The organism is Pedobacter sp. 01T416_2, assembly GCF_056398925.1.
In genome coordinates this window covers 1-17,854 of the sequence record NZ_JBFTQI010000023.1, presented here as the reverse complement: position 1 = coordinate 17,854, position 17,854 = coordinate 1, and the positions used below count along the sequence as shown (strand labels likewise).

Here is a 17,854-nt window from a genome sequence, read left to right as displayed (position 1 = left end):
GCCCAAGGTCGGAGCCGACCAGTCAGCTGAAAGCGGTATCCGAATTCTTTGATTCGAACGGTAAACTTAAAGGGTACAAAAGGGATATGTACGATGGAGGGATCAGGATTCCGTTTATCGCATGGGCGCCCTTTATTAAAAATGCGCCGAAAACAAGTGATGTACCAGGGTATTTCCCTGATATCATGCCAACTTTTGGAGAGATTGCCGGTAAAACAACTGGATTCCGTACAGACGGCACTAGTATATACCCGGTTATTAAGGGCAGCAAGGTTAAAACTGACCGCTTTCTATACTGGGAGTTTTTTGAATTGGGCTTTGAGCAGGGCGTGCGTTATGGTCGGTGGAAAGGGGTGAAAAGACATCATAAACTCGAACTTTACGACATTAATACGGATATTGGCGAAACCAATGACGTGGCTGCTGCCCATCCTGATATTGTAAAGAAAATTGAAGATTATCTTTCAACCGCCAGAACAGATTCGCCTTATTGGACGGTAAAATAAAGGCAGTATTCTCCATCTATTTTCGATCTGGAACTAACGGTTATAGTTAAAATAGTTTAAGAGCTTGTTTAAGTTTGATACAATTATTTTACTTATCTAACGTTTTTGTCACACTGGGGGGTAATTTATTGTATAAAAATCAATATAAATGATATAAGGATTTTTAGCGTATTGTAAGCTGCGAGGAATCGTCATTGCGAGAAGGCTTTTTCAGYCGACGAAGCAATCTTACAACGATCGCTACTAGTGTGCGCATTAAGATTGCTTCGTGCCTCGCAATGACGACCTTTCTATGGAGGTCTGTCAATGGTAGCGGAGTCGATTGCTTTTAATGTATCGAAAAACGGGTCTTCGACTACGCTCTCCACAGGAGTCCTTTGGACAGACTGGCATACTAATAATTTATAATAAAATTTAAACAGGCTCTAAGTCTGTAAGTGAAATGCAACACATTTTCAAATTTAGCTATTGGGTTGGGGATTGGTTTCTCTTAAACTCACTTGGTCTCATGCCATATTTCGATTTGAATACCGTCGAAAAGTAATTTGGTGAAGAGAATCCGACCATATAGGTGATTTCTGCGATTGTATACCTTTCATTGATCAATAGAAATTTTGCCTTTTTTAGTCTTCTGTTTATGATGTAATCTGTTACACTGCAATCGAGCAAGGCCTTTACTTTTCTGTATAACTGTACCCTTGAAACTCCCAGGGCTTTACTGATCTCCTCTACACTGAAGTTTTCATTGCTTAAGTTCTGCTCCACGAGACCGGAAAAATCATTTACAAATTTTTTATCCAGGCTTTTTGAAATAGGTTGCCTGTTTCCAGAGCTGATGTCGCTTGTGTAATGAGACTTTAGCAGGAGTCTGTTTTTCATCAGGTTCCGCACAGTAGCCAGTAAATATTCATAATTGAAAGGTTTTACGATATAGGCATCTGCCATACTCTCGAAACCATTGATCTGCTGTTCTACACTGCCCTGTGCGGTGAGCAGGATGATGGGGATATGAGATGTACGAATGTCGGATTTGAGCTTCTCTGTAATTTTCTTCCCTGAAAGATCTGGAAGTACCACATCGCAGATAATCAGATCTGGGACTTGCTCGTAGGCAGAAGTGATCCCGCTCTCTCCAGTATTTGCAATAAATACCTCGTATTCCTCATCAAGTTTCTCAGCCAGATAATGCAGAAGGTCTGCATTGTCTTCGATTATCAATACCGACCGTTCTTTTAATTCACGCAACAAATCATGATTCTTTTCTCTATTGAGATGCTCTAGTTCGCTCGTATAGATTTTCGCATTTTCATAAAGTTCTTCTCTTTCCGCCTGTTGGGTGTACTTCTCTTCTTCCCGAAGGTGTGATGACCCAAGGGGGAGGGTGACGGTAAATATAGTACCCTGCCATTTCCGGCTTTCTACGGTTAGGTCTCCATGTAAAAGATTCATCAGTTCCTTCGAAAGGGAAAGGCCCAATCCAGATCCTTTTCTTGCGTTCGAGTCTGCCTGATAAAAATGTTCAAATATATGGAGGATTTCTTCCCGATCCATTCCAGGTCCATTGTCTTCCACTTTGATAGAGATATGAGCATCGTCTTTACTCACTGTAACGTGAACCGTTCCATTGGCTGGAGTAAATTTTAATGCGTTAGATATCAGGTTGAAGATTACCTTATCGAACATGTTCACGTCAAACCATACTGTTATATCCGATTCTTTAGTGAAAAGTCTGAGGTCTATGTTCTGTTTTTTTGCAGCGAGCTGAAAGGTCTCAATGATGTCTGCAATGAAATCTATAATATTGTTAGATGTCGATCTTATGCGCATCTTACCATACTCAATCTTCCTGTACTCAATGAGCTGGTTGATCAGGCGCAGCAGGCGAAAAACATTTTTATTGATCAGTTTTAGGTTTTTTCCTGCAAGGGTATTAATTTTTTCATTATTAAGCAGATCTTCCAGGGGAGAGAGTATCAGGGTAAGGGGGGTGCGGAATTCATGAGATATATTGGTGAAGAAGTTCAGTTTGGCCTCTGTCGCTTCTTTAGCCTTTTCAGACATCTCAATAAGCTTATTACGCTGGTTAAGGATTTCCAGGTTATTCGCCTCCAGGTTTTTGTTGATCTTCCTGTTTTCCAGTAGGGAGAAAAAAGCAAGTCCCCCAAAAACCACAGAGAGCACCAGGGTAACCACAGTGATGTTTAATGTAAGCTGTTGATTGTCAAACAAAGAACGTTGTTCAGCCAGGAGTGATTGTTGCCGCTCAATATCTCTCTGCTGGCTGCTAAATTTGTTCCACTGCAGTTTCATGAGCTGAACATTCGATGAATCTATGACCACAGACTGAAGGATATTTTCTTTGAGGATGGATTCTTTTCCAAGGATACGGAATGCTGTGGAAATTGCCTCTTTGCCTCCCGTTGGATAAAGCATGCTGGCATCTATCACTTTGCCATCAATCATCTGGAGGCCACCCCCTTGTCCAGGTAGCGCATCTATACCTATAATGGCCACCTTCCTTTTTATTCCGAGTTTATCTAACGCTTCCCTGGCTGCAGAAGCCATCTGGTCATTGTGAGCAAAAATTAGGTCTGTGGTACGCAATGTCTCCTTCATTTTCAGCAGTTCATCAATAGCGTGCGATTTTAACCAATCGCCATAGATCTGATTCGAAATTCGAATATCAGCGGATTTTTGGAGCCCTTCGGCAAATCCTCTCTGGCGCTCTATTGTGGGAGAGGAGCCGGGAAGTCCCATGATTTCCAGAATATTTCCTTTCCCTTTAAGCAGACCGGATACATATTGCCCGGCCATCTTGCCAATCTGATAGTTGTCTGCACCGACATAAGCGGTATAAGCGGAAGATGATGTTTTCCTATCGATAATAACCACAGGAATGCCACTATTATAAGCTTGTTCAACAATTGGAGTGAGTGGCCGGGCCTCGTTAGGGGATATAATCAACAGGTCAATATTCATTTTTAATAGTTCCCCTACCTGTGCGATTTGTTTTCTATTGCTGTTGTTTGCATCTCTATATACCAATGTGGCACCCGGATGCAGCGAAAGCTCCATTTTCATCTCTTCCAGCATGGTTCTCCTCCACAGATCTGAGCCAACGCATTGTGAAAATCCTATAACATATTTTGCTTCCTTTTTCTTGTCGCTACAGCCACAAAGAATAGCCGTTAGGATGACCAGTATAAGTATCCTATGAAGGAAGTGAAGTCTTGCGCTCATATTTATCATTTTAATAAGGGCAGTGCCTGGCACCGGTTGTATCTGGTTAGGATCCTGTTTGTAAGAAAATAATTCTAAAGATAATCAAATTTGAAACTTTAAGGAATTGGCGCTCGGCTGCGAGTGGGAGGATGAAAGGTGCAGATGCATCAAAACCTTAATATTGATGTTTCAAAAGTGTAACCACATCAGATCAGGTAAAAATAATAAAATTTAATTCACTGTTAGTCAGTCATTTAGTTGATGTGTCAAGATTGTATTCTTTTGGAACAGATTTGTTATCCTTCCTTCCTGTTTTTGACCAACTTGCAATCCTCAACCAATAAATAAACCCTTATGAAAAAACATTCCGTCCTGGCTTGGTCCATGGTCGTAGCCCTAGGCGGCTTTCTGTTTGGATTCGATACAGCCGTAATATCAGGTGCTGAAAAATCCATTCAACAGTTTTGGAAGCTTTCCGCATTTTCGCATGGACTTACCATATCTATTGCACTTATCGGTACGGTAATCGGCTCTCTGGTAGGATCCCGCCCCTCTGATTATTTCGGAAGAAAAAATACACTTTATTTCGTAGCTGCAGCATATCTACTTTCCTCACTTGGTACCGCGCTGGCAGATAATTGGTATATCTTTTTAGCATTCCGCTTTTTGGGTGGTTTAGGTGTGGGGATATCTTCCGTTACTGCACCCATTTATATTTCAGAGGTGTCTCCGGCACATAGAAGGGGCCGGCTTGTAGGGCTTTTCCAGTTCAATGTTGTACTGGGAATATTGATATCCTATCTTTCAAACTATTTGCTAAGCCAGGGAGGAGAGGCATCCTGGAGATGGATGCTTGGTGTTCAGGCATTTCCATCCATCATATTCCTTGTGCTAATCTACTTTATTCCTGAAAGTCCAAGATGGCTTATACTTAAGCGTGGTGCGTACGATAAAGCATTGGAAATCCTACGCATCATAAATCCACTAAACTGCGATGATGAGCTCGCCGCTATACAGAAATCCGGTCAGGATATGCAGCGAGATAAATCTTCGGATGGACTTTTTTCAGGAAAGTACAACAGGCCAATTATCCTTGCCGTGCTGTTTGCTTTCTTTAACCAGGTATCCGGCATAAACGCCATCATTTATTATGCGCCAAGAATTTTTGAAATGGCAGGGCTTGGTGCGCATTCTTCACTTTTATCAACTGTTGGTATCGGAATGGTCAATTTTATATTTACGCTTCTTGCAATCAATATTATAGATAAAGTTGGGAGAAAAACACTGATGCTGATTGGTTCTTTCGGACTGATTGTTTCTCTTGGACTTGTTGCAGTTGCATTTTTGGGCGGTTCATCCAGCGGGTTTGAGATTCCGATTTATGTAATGCTCTTTATTGCTTTTTTTGCTTTTTCGCAAGGGGCAGTTATCTGGGTATTCATCTCAGAGATTTTCCCAAATCAGGTCAGGGCAAAGGGGCAAACACTTGGTAGTTCTACTCACTGGGTAATGGCAGCACTGATTGCATTCTGCTTTCCCTATCTGGCAGAGTCATTTGGAGGGGCAAACATATTTTTCTTTTTCTGTGCCATGATGGTATTGCAGCTGGTATTCGTTTGGAAAATGATGCCTGAGACAAAGGGGAAATCTCTGGAGCAGATAGAAACCGGAATTGTAATGCACTAAATAAAAAAGAAAGACAAGAATATGATCACACCTGCTATATGCTTTGGCGAAATATTATGGGATGTGCTGCCTGATGGGCGCATGCCAGGTGGTGCACCGCTAAATGTTGCCTATCACCTCAATAAGCTTGGCCTGTCCAGCAGTATCATCAGTAAAGTCGGAGATGATGAAAATGGAGTGAAACTGGAGCGTTTGCTTGATGGTTGGCAAATTAACAAAAGCCTCCTTCAGCGCGATACGATCCACCCTACCAGTGAAGTGATTGCCCGTGTGGGCATCAGAAATGAGGTTTCCTATGAAATCGTGTTTCCCGTGGCATGGGATTTTATCGATCATCAGTCCGTGATCGATAGCGCACTGAAGTCATCCACATATTTTGTATATGGAAGCCTCGCCTCCAGAAATACACTTTCCAGAGAGACGCTGTTCAAATTCCTGGAAAGCGATGCGATAAAGGTATTTGATATCAATCTCCGCCCTCCTTTCTTTGATAAGAGCCTGTTGGCAAATCTGATGGAACGGGCTGATATCATAAAATTTAACGAGTCGGAGCTACATATGGCCCAGATTCTTTTCGGGGGAAGGTTCATAAATGAGAAAGAGCAGGTCCGTTTTATACAGGAACGCTTCAATGTTCCAGAGGTAATCGTAACTAAAGGAGAATTTGGGGCTTCCTATTATAGATTGGATCAATCCTACCATGCCTGGGGATCCGAAGTTAAGGTTAACGATACCATTGGGAGTGGAGATTCATTTCTTGCAGCCTTCATTGCCAGCCATCAATTGGGACTGGCACCAAAAACCATTATAAAAAATGCGATAGGAATGGGCGCTTTTATAGCCACGAAAAAGGGGGGCTGTCCGGAATATGAGATTGAAGAATACAAAAAATTTATTGATGAAATATTTTAACTAAACATAATACTAACCAAAYCTGAATTTTTATGAGAAAAATTTTCCTTACCTGGCTTTTTGCCTGTATGGTAACGTGCCTGGCATTTGGCCAGACCAGGGTAATCAGCGGCGTTGTCACCGACAATGAATCCATCCCTCTGGAGGCTGTAACCGTAGTGATCGTAGGTACCCAAAAAACGGTGACTACAGATGCTAATGGTAGTTTTAAAATTGAAGCTTCTGCTGGTCAGTCGCTTAGGTTTATTTATATTGGAGCTGAACCATTGACCATTCCCATTACCGCAGAATCGGCCAATCTTAAGGTCAAACTCGACATCGCGATCAATAAGCTCAACGAGATCGTGGTTACGGGTTATCAGAAGGAACGCAAGAAAGACATCACCGGAGCGGTCAATGTAGTTGATGTTTCAAAGATCAGGGATATCCCTTCTGGTAATGCTGTAAAGTCTCTTCAGGGAAGGGTTCCAGGGGTGCTGATTACCACCGACGGTTCTCCAACTGGTCAGGCAACAGTAAGAATCCGCGGCATTGGAACCCTGGGCAATAACGACCCGCTTTATGTAATCGATGGCGTACCAACCAAAAACGGGTTGGAACAGTTAAACCAGAACGACATTGAATCTATTCAGGTGCTTAAAGATGCGTCTTCGGCTACTATTTATGGCTCACGTGCAGCGAATGGGGTAATCATCATCACTACAAAAAAGGCCAAGAAAGGTTATTCAAAGATCGACTTCAATGCCTCGACATCCATTCAGAATTATGCCACCAAACTTAAAACGCTTAATGCCGAAGAAAGAGGCCGTGCCTATTGGCAGGCGGCGGTAAACGATAAGGCCAACCCCAATAATAACCAGATCTATCAATATGACTGGAATAATAACTTTAACAATCCAGTGCTCAACCGTGTGATCTTTCCGGAGTATATCGATGCGGCAAAGACCATGAAGGCTGCAGATACTTACTGGTTTGATGAGATTGCACAAAATTCGATTATTCAGTCCTATGATGCTGCCCTTTCCAATGGCGGTGAAAAGGGGAACAGTCTTTTTTCAGTGGGTTATTATGATAATAAGGGTATCGTAAAAGAGTCAAGAAGCCGGAAATATACGGCAAGATTCAATTCTGATTACAATTATCTGGACGGCAAGTTAAAGATCGGGGAGAATTTTTCAGCAAGCTACATTAAGAATGCCCAGATCCCGACAAGCGATATCCTATTTGCCTCGCTCGTACAGCAGCCTATTGTGCCGGTACATACCACAAGCGGAGGCTGGGGAGGCCCTGCAGCAGGAATGACCGATAGACAGAATCCGGTTAGATTAATAGAAGACAACAAGCAGAATGCTTACAATTTTTATAGGCTCTTTGGAAATGCATATGCGGATTACCAGATCATTCCTGGATTGAACTTCAGGACAAATTTTGGTGTAGATTATAACGGTAGCTATCAACGTTTGTTAAAGAAATCATATGTTTCGGGCTTTTTGGCAGATCCTGCAAACCAGGTGAGCAATGCACAGACCTATCAGGGGAATATCATCTGGCAGAATACCCTTAACTATAAGGTCACCAAGGATAAACATAACCTGGAAATACTTGCCGGTCAGGAATACATAAAGAACATCAGTCAGGAGTTTTCTGCAAGCAGACAAGGGCTTGCGATAGAAAATATTGATTATGCCTACCTTAATGCAGGTAGCTCAAATACCCTCAACGGGGGAAGTGGCGCGGGAAACAAACTGTTGTCTTATTTCGGTAAGGTCAACTACAGTTACAACGACCGTTATATTGCCTCTGTAACTTTAAGAAGAGATGGCTCTTCGCGTTTTGGTAAAGATAACCGATACGGTACTTTCCCAGCTTTCTCACTTGGTTGGAGGATGAGTGAAGAAAAGTTTATAAAGGATCTGGGTCTGTTTTCTGATCTGAAGCTTAGGTACGGCTGGGGCCGGTCTGGAAACCAGGAAATCCCCAACAATGCCACACGCTCGCTATACTCTGCTATTTACGGGACTGACCCGACATGGGACTTTGATAAAGGTACTGCATATGATATCACAGGCGCAGGCACAGGTCAGCTGCCCTCTGGTTTTACCCTTATCCAACAGGGCAACGACAATCTGAAATGGGAGTCTTTAAGAGAGTCGAATTTTGGTTTAGACTTTGGTTTATGGAACAATAAGCTTACCGGTTCTGTTGATTATTTTATTAAGAAAACCTCAGATATTCTAATCAGTCCCGCTTACCTGGCGGTGCTTGGAGATGGAGGGAACAGCTACAGTAATGGGGCTTCGCTCCAGAACAAAGGGCTTGATGCGATTCTTACCTATGAAGATAAGATTGGTGATGATTTTAGTTTCAGCCTGACGGGTAACTTTTCGCTTTACAGGAACAAGGTGACCTATCTGCCTAAAGATGTACTGGCTTCCTATCCCGGCAATGGCACCGACAAAAACGTACTCGGAAGGCCCATAAACTCGTACTTTGGATATGTTGCCGATGGCCTCTTTACTTCACAGGCAGAAGTGGATGCTTATGCCAGTCAGCCTGGAAAAGGATTAGGCAGGATTAAATATAAGGATATAAACAACGATGGAGTGATTAACGATCTGGATCGTGACTTTATAGGCGACAATAGCCCTAAGTTCACTTATGGACTGAATGTTTCCCTTAGCTATAAGAACTTCGATATGAGTTTTTTCCTACAGGCCATCAATGTAGATGTGGTGAACGACTTTAAGACCTATACCGATTTTTCTTCGCTTTGGACAGGTACGAACTGGGGCAGCAGGACGCTTGATGCCTGGAGTCCTTCAAATCCAGGCTCTACCATTCCAGCGCTTACTCTTGTAGACCGCAATAATGAAGGAAGGTTCTCTACTTACTTTATTGAAAACGGATCTTACCTCAAGCTGCGCAACCTGCAGGTTGGTTATAACCTTAAAAAGGCACTGAATATGAAAATACAGAACTTCAGGATATTCGTTCAGGGCAGTAACCTGTTTACCATAAAGAGCAAATCTTTTACCGGTACTGATCCTGAGATTCCCAATTATGGATTTCCTGTGCCAGTTGTTGGTACACTTGGGGTAAATATTACATTGTAAAATTAGATAATATCAAAAGATGAAAAAATTAATATATACACTGGCATTCTTTGCTACCCTATTCTTCTCATGCGAAAAAGCACTTGATGAGCCAGCACAGGGCGTGGTTTCCGGCGATGATCTGAATACTCCGGAGAATATTGATAAAATGGTCATTGCAGCTTATTCTGCACTTGGAAATGATCACTATACTTCTCCATATTCCAGTATGTGGCCGTATGGAAGCGTTCGTGGAGGAGACACCTATAAAGGAGGGGATGGGCCCGGAGATCTGTCAGAGTTCCATTTGTTTGAGACATTTTCCCTTAACAGACCTGATAATGCACTCATCGACCAGCTTTGGTTCAGGCTGTATGTCGGTGTCGGTCGAGCTAATGATGCGTTGAGAAGAGTTAATGCCATGTCTGCCACTGATTATCCAAACAAGGTTCAACGCCAGGGAGAACTTCGCTTTTTGAGAGGACATTTTTATTTTCTGTTAAAGATTCTTTTCAAATATGTTCCCTTTATCGATGAGAATATGGCAAAGGCCGACTATCCGTCCATTTCCAACAAGGCCTTGAGTAATGATGCGCTTTGGACGAAGATTGCAGATGATTTCAGAGCGGCCGTTACAGCGCTGCCGACAGATCAGAACGATAAGGGCAGGGTAAACAAAAATACTGCGAAAGCATATCTGGCCAAAGTGCTGTTGTACCAGGCATATACCCAAAGCGAAAATAACGCGGTAAGCGGTATTGATGCTGCTAAATTAAATGAAATAAATACATTATGTGATGAGGTCATCGCATCGGGCAAATTCGGCCTGAGCACGGATTACGCCAGCAACTTTTTATCTGCTTCTGATAACGGCCCGGAATCTGTTTTTGCTATCCAGTATTCAAAAGATGATGGTACGCCAAAGGGGAGGCTGGATTACGGGCATGCGCTTAACTATCCGATGAACCAGGAGTATGGATGCTGCGGTTTTAATGTGCCCAGCCATGACCTGATCAATGCTTTTAAAACAGGAACCGACGGATTGCCTCTTTTTTCCACCTACAACAATACAGATGCGGCGGCTTCTCTCGACTTTCAGAGCAGTTCATTCGATCCACGACTTGATCATACCGTGGCCAAACCAGGTGCGCCTTTTAAATATAAGCCAACTTTTGTATTCCAGCGCTCGTGGTCAAGAGCACCAGCTATTTACGATGCATTTGCCAGTATGAAAGAAGCAGTACTTCCAGATGACGCTTCTTTTCAGAAAGTTCCACCATTTATCGGAAGTTCGAAAAACTGGCAGATCATCCGCTACTCAGATGTGCTGCTTTGGAAAGCAGAAGCGCTGATAGAGCTGGGGCGGCCATTGGAAGCTGTTCCGCTGATCAATCAGGTTAGAAACCGTGCAAACCTAAGTCGTAATCTATTGAAAAATGCCGCGGGAAACCCAACTTCAAATTATAACGTTCAGCTTTATCAACCTGGGGTAAATTGTACCTGGACGCAGGATTTTGCAAGGCAGGCCCTAAGATTTGAGAGAAGACTTGAGTTCGCTACAGAAGGTTATCACTTTTTTGATTTGGTGAGATGGGGGATTGCTGCGCAAACTATGAACGCTTATTTTACGGTCGAAAAATCAAGGGTTGCCCACCTCGCAGATGCCAGGTTTACGGCAGGAAGGGATGAATATTTCCCGATTCCATTAAATCAGATTAACTTTAGTAGCGGGGTATATAAACAAAATAATGGATGGTAGTATTTTAAAAGAGGCTGTATCAAAAAGATAAATTTAAGAATTGTTAAAGAATTAAATTTGGGATTTTCGTGGTTCCCACGCAGGTGGGAACCACGAAGTGCTCAGCGAAGCTAATCTTAAAGCGTAGAAAAATAAATATTAAGCGCATTACGATGCCCAGTCAAGCTGAGCATGACGACTTTCCTAAATATTATTTTGTTAATCAAACAAGAAAATGCTTTTTTGATACAGCTTCATTTGCTAAAAATTAAATAATAAATCATGAAAAACAAATTCATAAGAACGGCGATCTTTTTACTTTGCAGTCTACTTTCTATTGGCGCAAATGCCCAATCTACAGGAGGCGAAAAATACAGGCCAGCTTTCCATTTCTCACCAAAGGCACATTGGATGAATGATCCTAACGGAATGGTGTATTATAATGGCGTTTACCATCTTTTCTTTCAGTATCATCCCGGAGGTACAACCTGGGGACCTATGCACTGGGGACATGCCACAACTCAAGATTTCGTTAACTGGGAGGAAAAGCCCATAGCACTTTATCCAGATAGCCTGGGGACTATTTTTTCCGGAAGTATTGTAATTGATAAAGACAATACTGCAGGATTTGGTACGAATGCTATGGTTGCAATATTTACGCACCATAACCAAAAAATTGAAGAGGCTAAGACCGGTCTGCACCAATACCAGAGTATTGCTTATAGTAATGATGAAGGCAAAACGTGGACTAAATATAAGGGCAATCCTGTGCTTCCAAACCCTGGGATAAGCGATTTCAGGGATCCCAAGGTAATGTGGTATGAACAAGGCAAAAAATGGATCATGACTTTAGCAACAAAGGACAGAATCACTTTCTATTCCTCTCCAGATCTTAAAGCCTGGAAACGCGAAAGTGATTTTGGTGCCAACCTGGGCGCCCATGGTGGGGTTTGGGAATGCCCTGATCTATTCCCACTCAAAAGCAATGGTAAAACGGTATGGGTGCTTTTAGTTAGCATCAATCCCGGAGGCCCTAACGGAGGTTCTGCAACCCAGTACTTTACAGGAAACTTTGATGGGAATAAATTTGTGCCAAATTCTACAAAAGAGAAATGGGTGGATTATGGAACCGATAATTATGCAGGGGTTACCTGGTCTAACACCGGCGACAGGAAGATATTTCTTGGCTGGATGAATAACTGGCAGTATGCCAACCAGGTGCCTACCAAGGCATGGCGTGGTGCTATGACACTTCCGAGAGAACTATCGCTCGCAAGTGTTGATGGAGCGTATTATCTTCGTTCGTTACCTGTAAAGGAAATTTCGCCATCATTAAAGCCTGTTTATAAGAAAGGACCTGTTACTATTGATAAGGAGATTGATCTTTCTGCATATGCCAAGCCTCTGGATGGAAAGTTCAAACTCGATCTTAGCCTTGAAAATACCAACGACTTTAATATTATATTATCGAACGTTAACGGACAAAAGCTGATTATAGGCTATGACAAAAAGAACAACAGTTACTTTATCGACCGGACACTATCTGGCGAAACATTATTTGAAAAAGGATTTGCCAAAAAACATCGTGCGCCCAGGTTACTGGCCAATAAGGAAATCCATATTAGCTTGATCCTGGATGTAGCATCCATAGAACTTTTTGCCGATAACGGATTAACTGTGATGACAGATATCTTCTTTCCAAGTAGTTCTATTGAAACAATCAAGATTCAAAGTAAAGCCGTTAGTAAGTTAACCAGTCTTTCTCTGTCAAAGATTAACCAGAAGCAATCAAAATAGTATAAGGGTTGTATCTTAAATATAGATTTGTCATCCTGAACCTGTCGAAGGGCAACATGACAGCATTTGAAGTGAAATCGCCTTTATGATACAACCTCTTATAATAAAACTTTAATCACCAAAACCCTGGCAAATAAATATCCTGTAAGTATTCATTGAAATATAGGCCAATGGCGTTTCCCCGAAATTATTATTACCTTGTATTTTTAAGTTAATGTATATTTGTCGGACGAATGATCAACATTAATCACACGGATGAAAAGTCTTTATTGCTTCAATTGAAAAACGGTGATGAGCGTGCATTTGAAATACTATACAATAACTATAAATTCCGGATCGCCGGAAATTTATTCAAACTTCTCAAATCTGACGACCTGGTAAAAGAAATGCTGCAGGAGCTTTTTTTTAAAATATGGGAAGTGCGGACACAGATTGATCCCGAAAAGTCTTTTAAATCTTACCTCTTTCGCATAGCGGAGAACCTGGTGCATGATTATTTTCGGAAAGTGGCAAAAGACAAACGTTTACTGACTAAAATAGTTGCTTCAAGTTCAGAGCTTTATCTTCATGTTGAAGAAGATATGCTGAGTAAAGAAGATGCTCAAAAATTGCAGAACGCTATAAACCTTATGCCCCCTCAGCGTAAAATGGTATTTACACTCTGCAAATTAGAGGGTAAATCTTATAAAGAAGTAGAGGAGATTATGGGCATTAGTGCCAAAACCATCAGTAGCCATATGCTGCAAGCCAATAGGTTTCTTAAAACGTATTTTAGAGATTCTCCTACACTTACCATTTCCATAGTTTTAGGTATTTTATTCAAAGGCTTTTGATCCTGATCGTTATTTTTGGAAATTAATTGTTAATTTTTTATTAACTGACTAAGGATATTTTTGCTTAGCTCCGTATTAGCTGTAAAAATTGAACCTTGAAGCCATCCGATCAACTCCATATTCTCTTCAAAAAATACCTTAATAATAGCTGTAGTCTTGAAGAAACACAGCGGCTGATGAGTTATTTTCAACTTGATGAAGATCAGGAAGTGTTGAAAGATCTCATTATCGGCGCTTTAGAAATTGAGGACGAACGTTATGAAACTGATCCTGCCATTGCTGGGGTACTGGCTAAGGTAGACCGGGATCTGTTCGTTCAGATTCATGAATCAGCACAAGCCGTACCTGAAGGTAAAAATAAAATACTTAAACTCTGGTTACAAATTGCTGCTGTTTTAGCTGTAGTGTACCTGGGTGTTTATTTTTTCAATAACCAACCGGAAAAGGTTGCCACTGTTCCCAAAGTTACTTTATATGATATCAAGTCAGGGGGCTATGGTGCTACACTTACCCTGGCAAATGGCAGGAAGGTCAGCTTAGCAAATGCGTCTAAAGGTGAAATAGGAAGGGAATCAGGAATAGTCATCACTAAATCAGGCGACGGCAAACTGGTGTACCAGGTTAGTGAAAAGGTTTCGGATCCAAATGCTTCCAATACCCTGTCTACCGCCCGTGGAGAAACCTATCAGGTACGGTTGCCTGACGGATCGCTAGTATATTTAAATGCCGCTTCCAGCCTCACCTATACCACCTCCCTCATTGAAAATGGAAAACGGATAGTTAACCTCAGCGGTGAAGGATATTTTGAAGTAGCGAAGGATAAGCAACACCCATTTATTGTAAAAACAAATCGGCAGGAAGTAGAAGTATTGGGAACTCATTTCAACATCAGCAGTTATGCCGATGATGAAGTGGAAAAAACCACCTTACTGGAAGGAAGCGTGAAGCTCTCAGCATCGGGTAACTACAAATTGCTAAGACCAGGGCAACAAGCAAGGCTATCCGCTGGCAAAATAAAGATTATTGAAACGGATACCGATCTGGCTGTTGCCTGGAAAAATAATGAATTTGTAATCGAAAGTGAAAACATCGAAACAATCATGAAAATGATCAGTCGCTGGTATAATTTGGAGGTTGTTTACATCGGTGAAAAAACCACCCAGCGTTTCAGCGGCAAAGTTTCAAGATTTGATAAACTGTCAAAAGTACTTGAAATCGTAGAATCAACAGGGGAAGCTCGTTTCGATTTAAAAGGGCGAACAGTCTATGTATCAAAATAAACAAACTAAACTATTAATAGAATACTAACCTTAAACCAACAAATGAAAAAAAGATTACACTAACTCAAGACATGTTAAACGAAACCAGGCCCCGATTAGCCATCAGGACCTGGCAAAAGTTTGGAACATTCAATTAAAAATCAAACTAATAACCGCAGTCCTCCGTACGGTCCAACGCAAAAGAGGCTGCTTAACCAAACCGACTACTAATGTATCAAAATTCAAGGAAATTTGGTATGCCTAAACGGCTGTACCTTAAATTATTGCTAACTATGCGCTTAACCATCGTAATTATAATAGCGTGCTTTTTGCAGGTGAGTGGGTCGAGCTTTGCCCAAAAAGTGACTTTAACCAAGTCGAATGCTTCACTCCGATCTGTCTTCAAAGCGCTTAACCAACAGACAGGTTACAATTTTTTTTATACGGACAATTTGTTGGAAAATTCGTCGCCAGTGACCATCAATGTTAAAGATGCAGAATTGTCTGCTGTACTTACCCAGATTTTTGCAGCGCAAAACCTTGATTTTGTTATCCATAACAAGACTGTGGTCATCAAAGCAAGTGAACTGGCCAGGCAGGAGGTTATTTCCGGTTTTGTAGGCGATGCCAAAGAACGCAAGCCCATCCCGGGCGTTACAGTATCGATTAAGGGAACAAAGTCTGCCGTTCAGACGGATAAGAATGGAAAATTTACCATCAGTATTTCAGCAGGTGCAACCTCCTTGGAGTTCAGATTTGTAGGTTATAAAACCGTTGATGTGCCCATCTCACCTAATTCGAATTATACCATTTACATGGAGGAGAATCAGGTTACGCTAAATGAGACGGTGATTACAGGGATGGTTGACCGGAAGGTAAGTACCTATACCGGGGCTGCCAAAACCATAACTGCTGCCGAGCTTAAGGCGGTGAGTCCGGTAAATATTTTTGCCGGCATTGCTGCCCTTGATCCATCTTTCAGAATGATTCCCAACAACAAGATAGGCGGGAATATCAACGCGCTTCCGGAAGTGACCATGCGTGGGCAAACGTCTTATCCAACCCTGGGTTCGGAGCTTGTTGGAAACCCAAATACACCATTATTCATTCTTGATGGATTTCAGGTTTCTTTACAGGCAATCGTAGACCTGGATATGAATCAGATTGCCTCGGTAACTTTATTAAAGGATGCTTCGGCCACTGCAATGTATGGCTCTCGCGGAGGTAATGGTGTGATGGTAGTTACAACGATCCTGCCACCAAGAGGAAAAGTAGAAGTTTCCATAACCAATAACTTCACTTTATCATCTCCTGATCTTTCTGTTTACCATATGCTGAATGCGGAAGAAAAGTTAGACTTTGAACGTCGTGTCGGTTTTCTCAACAGTTATAGAGGGCAAGCCATTAATGCCGAACGATATAAAGCAGTGGTGAGCGGTGTTAATACAGACTGGAAATCTATTCCCGTTCAAACAGGAATCAACAACAGAACCAACCTGTCATTACGTGGGGGCGACCAGTCTTTAACTTTCAACCTTACTTTTAGTGGGAATTTTTTACAGGGAGTAATGAAGGAGCAGGACAGGAAAAATTATTCGGGAAGTTTTACACTGAGTTATAAAACCAATAAATTAACGTTCCAAAACAATACAATTGCAACTCAGGTCATTTCTAATGATTCGCCTTATGGGGAATTTAGTCAGTACCTGGATCTGAATCCATACTGGAAACCTTACGATGAAAACGGTAATGTAAACAAGTACCTGGAAAACATCGATTTGGGCTTCGGTGTAGGAAGTTCTGTGGTCTTAAACCCATTGATGGATATTAATTATAATACCATTAACAACAGAAATAAGAATTTTAATTTAAGAAACAATACCACTGTACGTTACGACTTTAGTAAATCATTATGGTTTAATGGTGCACTGGGAATCACAAAAGTAAACGGAACAATAGATAATTTCTATTCCGCATTAGACAGCCGTTTCAATGGTATTGCAGATTTAAGTGCGCGAGGTACCTATTCGAAAGACAACAGTGAGGCCTTTACGATGGACGGAACAGGTTCTGTGAACTACAATCAGAATTTTGGAAAGCACGGCATTACTGTATATGCAGGATTCAGGCTTGCCAGCACAAGCTTAAATTCATATAATGTATCTACGCAGGGTTTCCCTTTCGATCGTCTGGACAACATCTTGTTTGCTGCGCAGTATTTAAACAGCAGGCCTACCGGAACTGAAAGTACAATAAACAATCTTTCCTATACAGGGAGTGCAAATTACTCTTATGATAACCGGTATTTTACCGATTTTACTTATACTAGAGATGGCTCTTCTGCTTATGGAGAGAATAATAAATTTGGCAATTTCTGGTCTGCAGGTTTAGGATGGAACATCAATAATGAGAAATTTCTTAAAGATAGCAAAACAATCAACTTGCTGAGGATTCGTGGCAGCTATGGTTCTACAGGTACATCTGTACAAGATCCTTACGCCGCACAGTTCAGGTACAATTTAGGTACATCAACTGGTTATTTCGGCGAAGTAGGGGCTTTTCCCGGCGCACTTGGCAATCCCAACCTGAGCTGGCAACAAGTACTGAAGTCAAACATTGGTATTGCTTCATCATTTCTGGATAACCGTTTGACTTTTAATGCAGAATTTTATAATGAAGTAACTCAAAATGCGCTGACTACAGTTTCGCTGGCACCTAGTACCGGTTTCCCTTCGTATACCGAAAATTTAGGTAAAATTCAAAATAGGGGATTGCAATTCGACCTGGGTTATACCATACTATCTGAACC

The 17,854-nt window shown here is 41.7% G+C and carries 10 protein-coding genes; 9 read left to right on the top strand and 1 reads right to left on the bottom strand.

Annotated elements, in window-relative coordinates:
* A partial coding sequence (locus tag AC1DPQ_RS02185) for a sulfatase/phosphatase domain-containing protein (protein WP_477607736.1) occupies positions 1–506 on the top strand: 506 nt, incomplete at its 5' end.
* Between the two features lie 465 nt (positions 507–971).
* On the opposite strand, the gene AC1DPQ_RS02180 is transcribed toward AC1DPQ_RS02185, so the two are convergent.
* Complete coding sequence (locus AC1DPQ_RS02180) at positions 972–3,746, bottom strand: substrate-binding domain-containing protein (protein WP_477579939.1); 2,775 nt, start codon at positions 3,744–3,746, stop codon at positions 972–974.
* A 336-nt stretch (positions 3,747–4,082) separates the two neighbouring features.
* Here AC1DPQ_RS02180 and AC1DPQ_RS02175 point away from each other — a divergent pair, with 336 nt between their 5' ends.
* The 8 genes from AC1DPQ_RS02175 to AC1DPQ_RS02140 form a co-directional block, all read left to right on the top strand.
* Positions 4,083–5,414: a sugar porter family MFS transporter gene (locus AC1DPQ_RS02175; RefSeq protein ID WP_477607734.1), complete on the top strand. Its 1,332-nt coding sequence runs from the start codon at positions 4,083–4,085 to the stop codon at positions 5,412–5,414.
* A gap of 21 nt (positions 5,415–5,435) precedes the next feature.
* Complete coding sequence (locus tag AC1DPQ_RS02170; RefSeq protein ID WP_477584996.1) at positions 5,436–6,326, top strand: carbohydrate kinase family protein; 891 nt, start codon at positions 5,436–5,438, stop codon at positions 6,324–6,326.
* 32 nt (positions 6,327–6,358) lie between these two features.
* Positions 6,359–9,439 carry a SusC/RagA family TonB-linked outer membrane protein gene (locus AC1DPQ_RS02165; RefSeq protein WP_477607732.1) on the top strand — a complete coding sequence of 1,027 codons (3,081 nt, stop codon included), beginning with the start codon at positions 6,359–6,361 and terminating at the stop codon, positions 9,437–9,439.
* Positions 9,440–9,458: 19 nt separating this feature from the next.
* Positions 9,459–11,177 carry a RagB/SusD family nutrient uptake outer membrane protein gene (locus tag AC1DPQ_RS02160; RefSeq protein WP_477607730.1) on the top strand — a complete coding sequence of 573 codons (1,719 nt, stop codon included), beginning with the start codon at positions 9,459–9,461 and terminating at the stop codon, positions 11,175–11,177.
* A 261-nt stretch (positions 11,178–11,438) separates the two neighbouring features.
* On the top strand, positions 11,439–12,953 hold the full coding sequence (locus AC1DPQ_RS02155) for a glycoside hydrolase family 32 protein (protein ID WP_477582255.1): 1,515 nt from the start codon (positions 11,439–11,441) through the stop codon (positions 12,951–12,953).
* Positions 12,954–13,186: 233 nt separating this feature from the next.
* Entirely contained in the window at positions 13,187–13,786 is a 600-nt protein-coding gene (locus tag AC1DPQ_RS02150) for an RNA polymerase sigma factor (RefSeq protein ID WP_477582254.1), read from the top strand.
* Positions 13,787–13,962: 176 nt separating this feature from the next.
* Positions 13,963–15,066 carry a FecR family protein gene (locus AC1DPQ_RS02145; protein ID WP_477582252.1) on the top strand — a complete coding sequence of 368 codons (1,104 nt, stop codon included), beginning with the start codon at positions 13,963–13,965 and terminating at the stop codon, positions 15,064–15,066.
* A gap of 209 nt (positions 15,067–15,275) precedes the next feature.
* Positions 15,276–17,854: SusC/RagA family TonB-linked outer membrane protein (locus tag AC1DPQ_RS02140; protein WP_477607728.1), on the top strand; the 2,579-nt coding region annotated here is incomplete at its 3' end.

Coding starts and splice junctions, on each gene's coding strand:
- AC1DPQ_RS02180 (WP_477579939.1), bottom strand. CDS start 3,746: ATGAGCGCAAGACTTCACTTCCTTCATAGGATACTTATACTGGTCATC.
- AC1DPQ_RS02175 (WP_477607734.1), top strand. CDS start 4,083: ATGAAAAAACATTCCGTCCTGGCTTGGTCCATGGTCGTAGCCCTAGGC.
- AC1DPQ_RS02170 (WP_477584996.1), top strand. CDS start 5,436: ATGATCACACCTGCTATATGCTTTGGCGAAATATTATGGGATGTGCTG.
- AC1DPQ_RS02165 (WP_477607732.1), top strand. CDS start 6,359: ATGAGAAAAATTTTCCTTACCTGGCTTTTTGCCTGTATGGTAACGTGC.
- AC1DPQ_RS02160 (WP_477607730.1), top strand. CDS start 9,459: ATGAAAAAATTAATATATACACTGGCATTCTTTGCTACCCTATTCTTC.
- AC1DPQ_RS02155 (WP_477582255.1), top strand. CDS start 11,439: ATGAAAAACAAATTCATAAGAACGGCGATCTTTTTACTTTGCAGTCTA.
- AC1DPQ_RS02150 (WP_477582254.1), top strand. CDS start 13,187: ATGATCAACATTAATCACACGGATGAAAAGTCTTTATTGCTTCAATTG.
- AC1DPQ_RS02145 (WP_477582252.1), top strand. CDS start 13,963: ATGAGTTATTTTCAACTTGATGAAGATCAGGAAGTGTTGAAAGATCTC.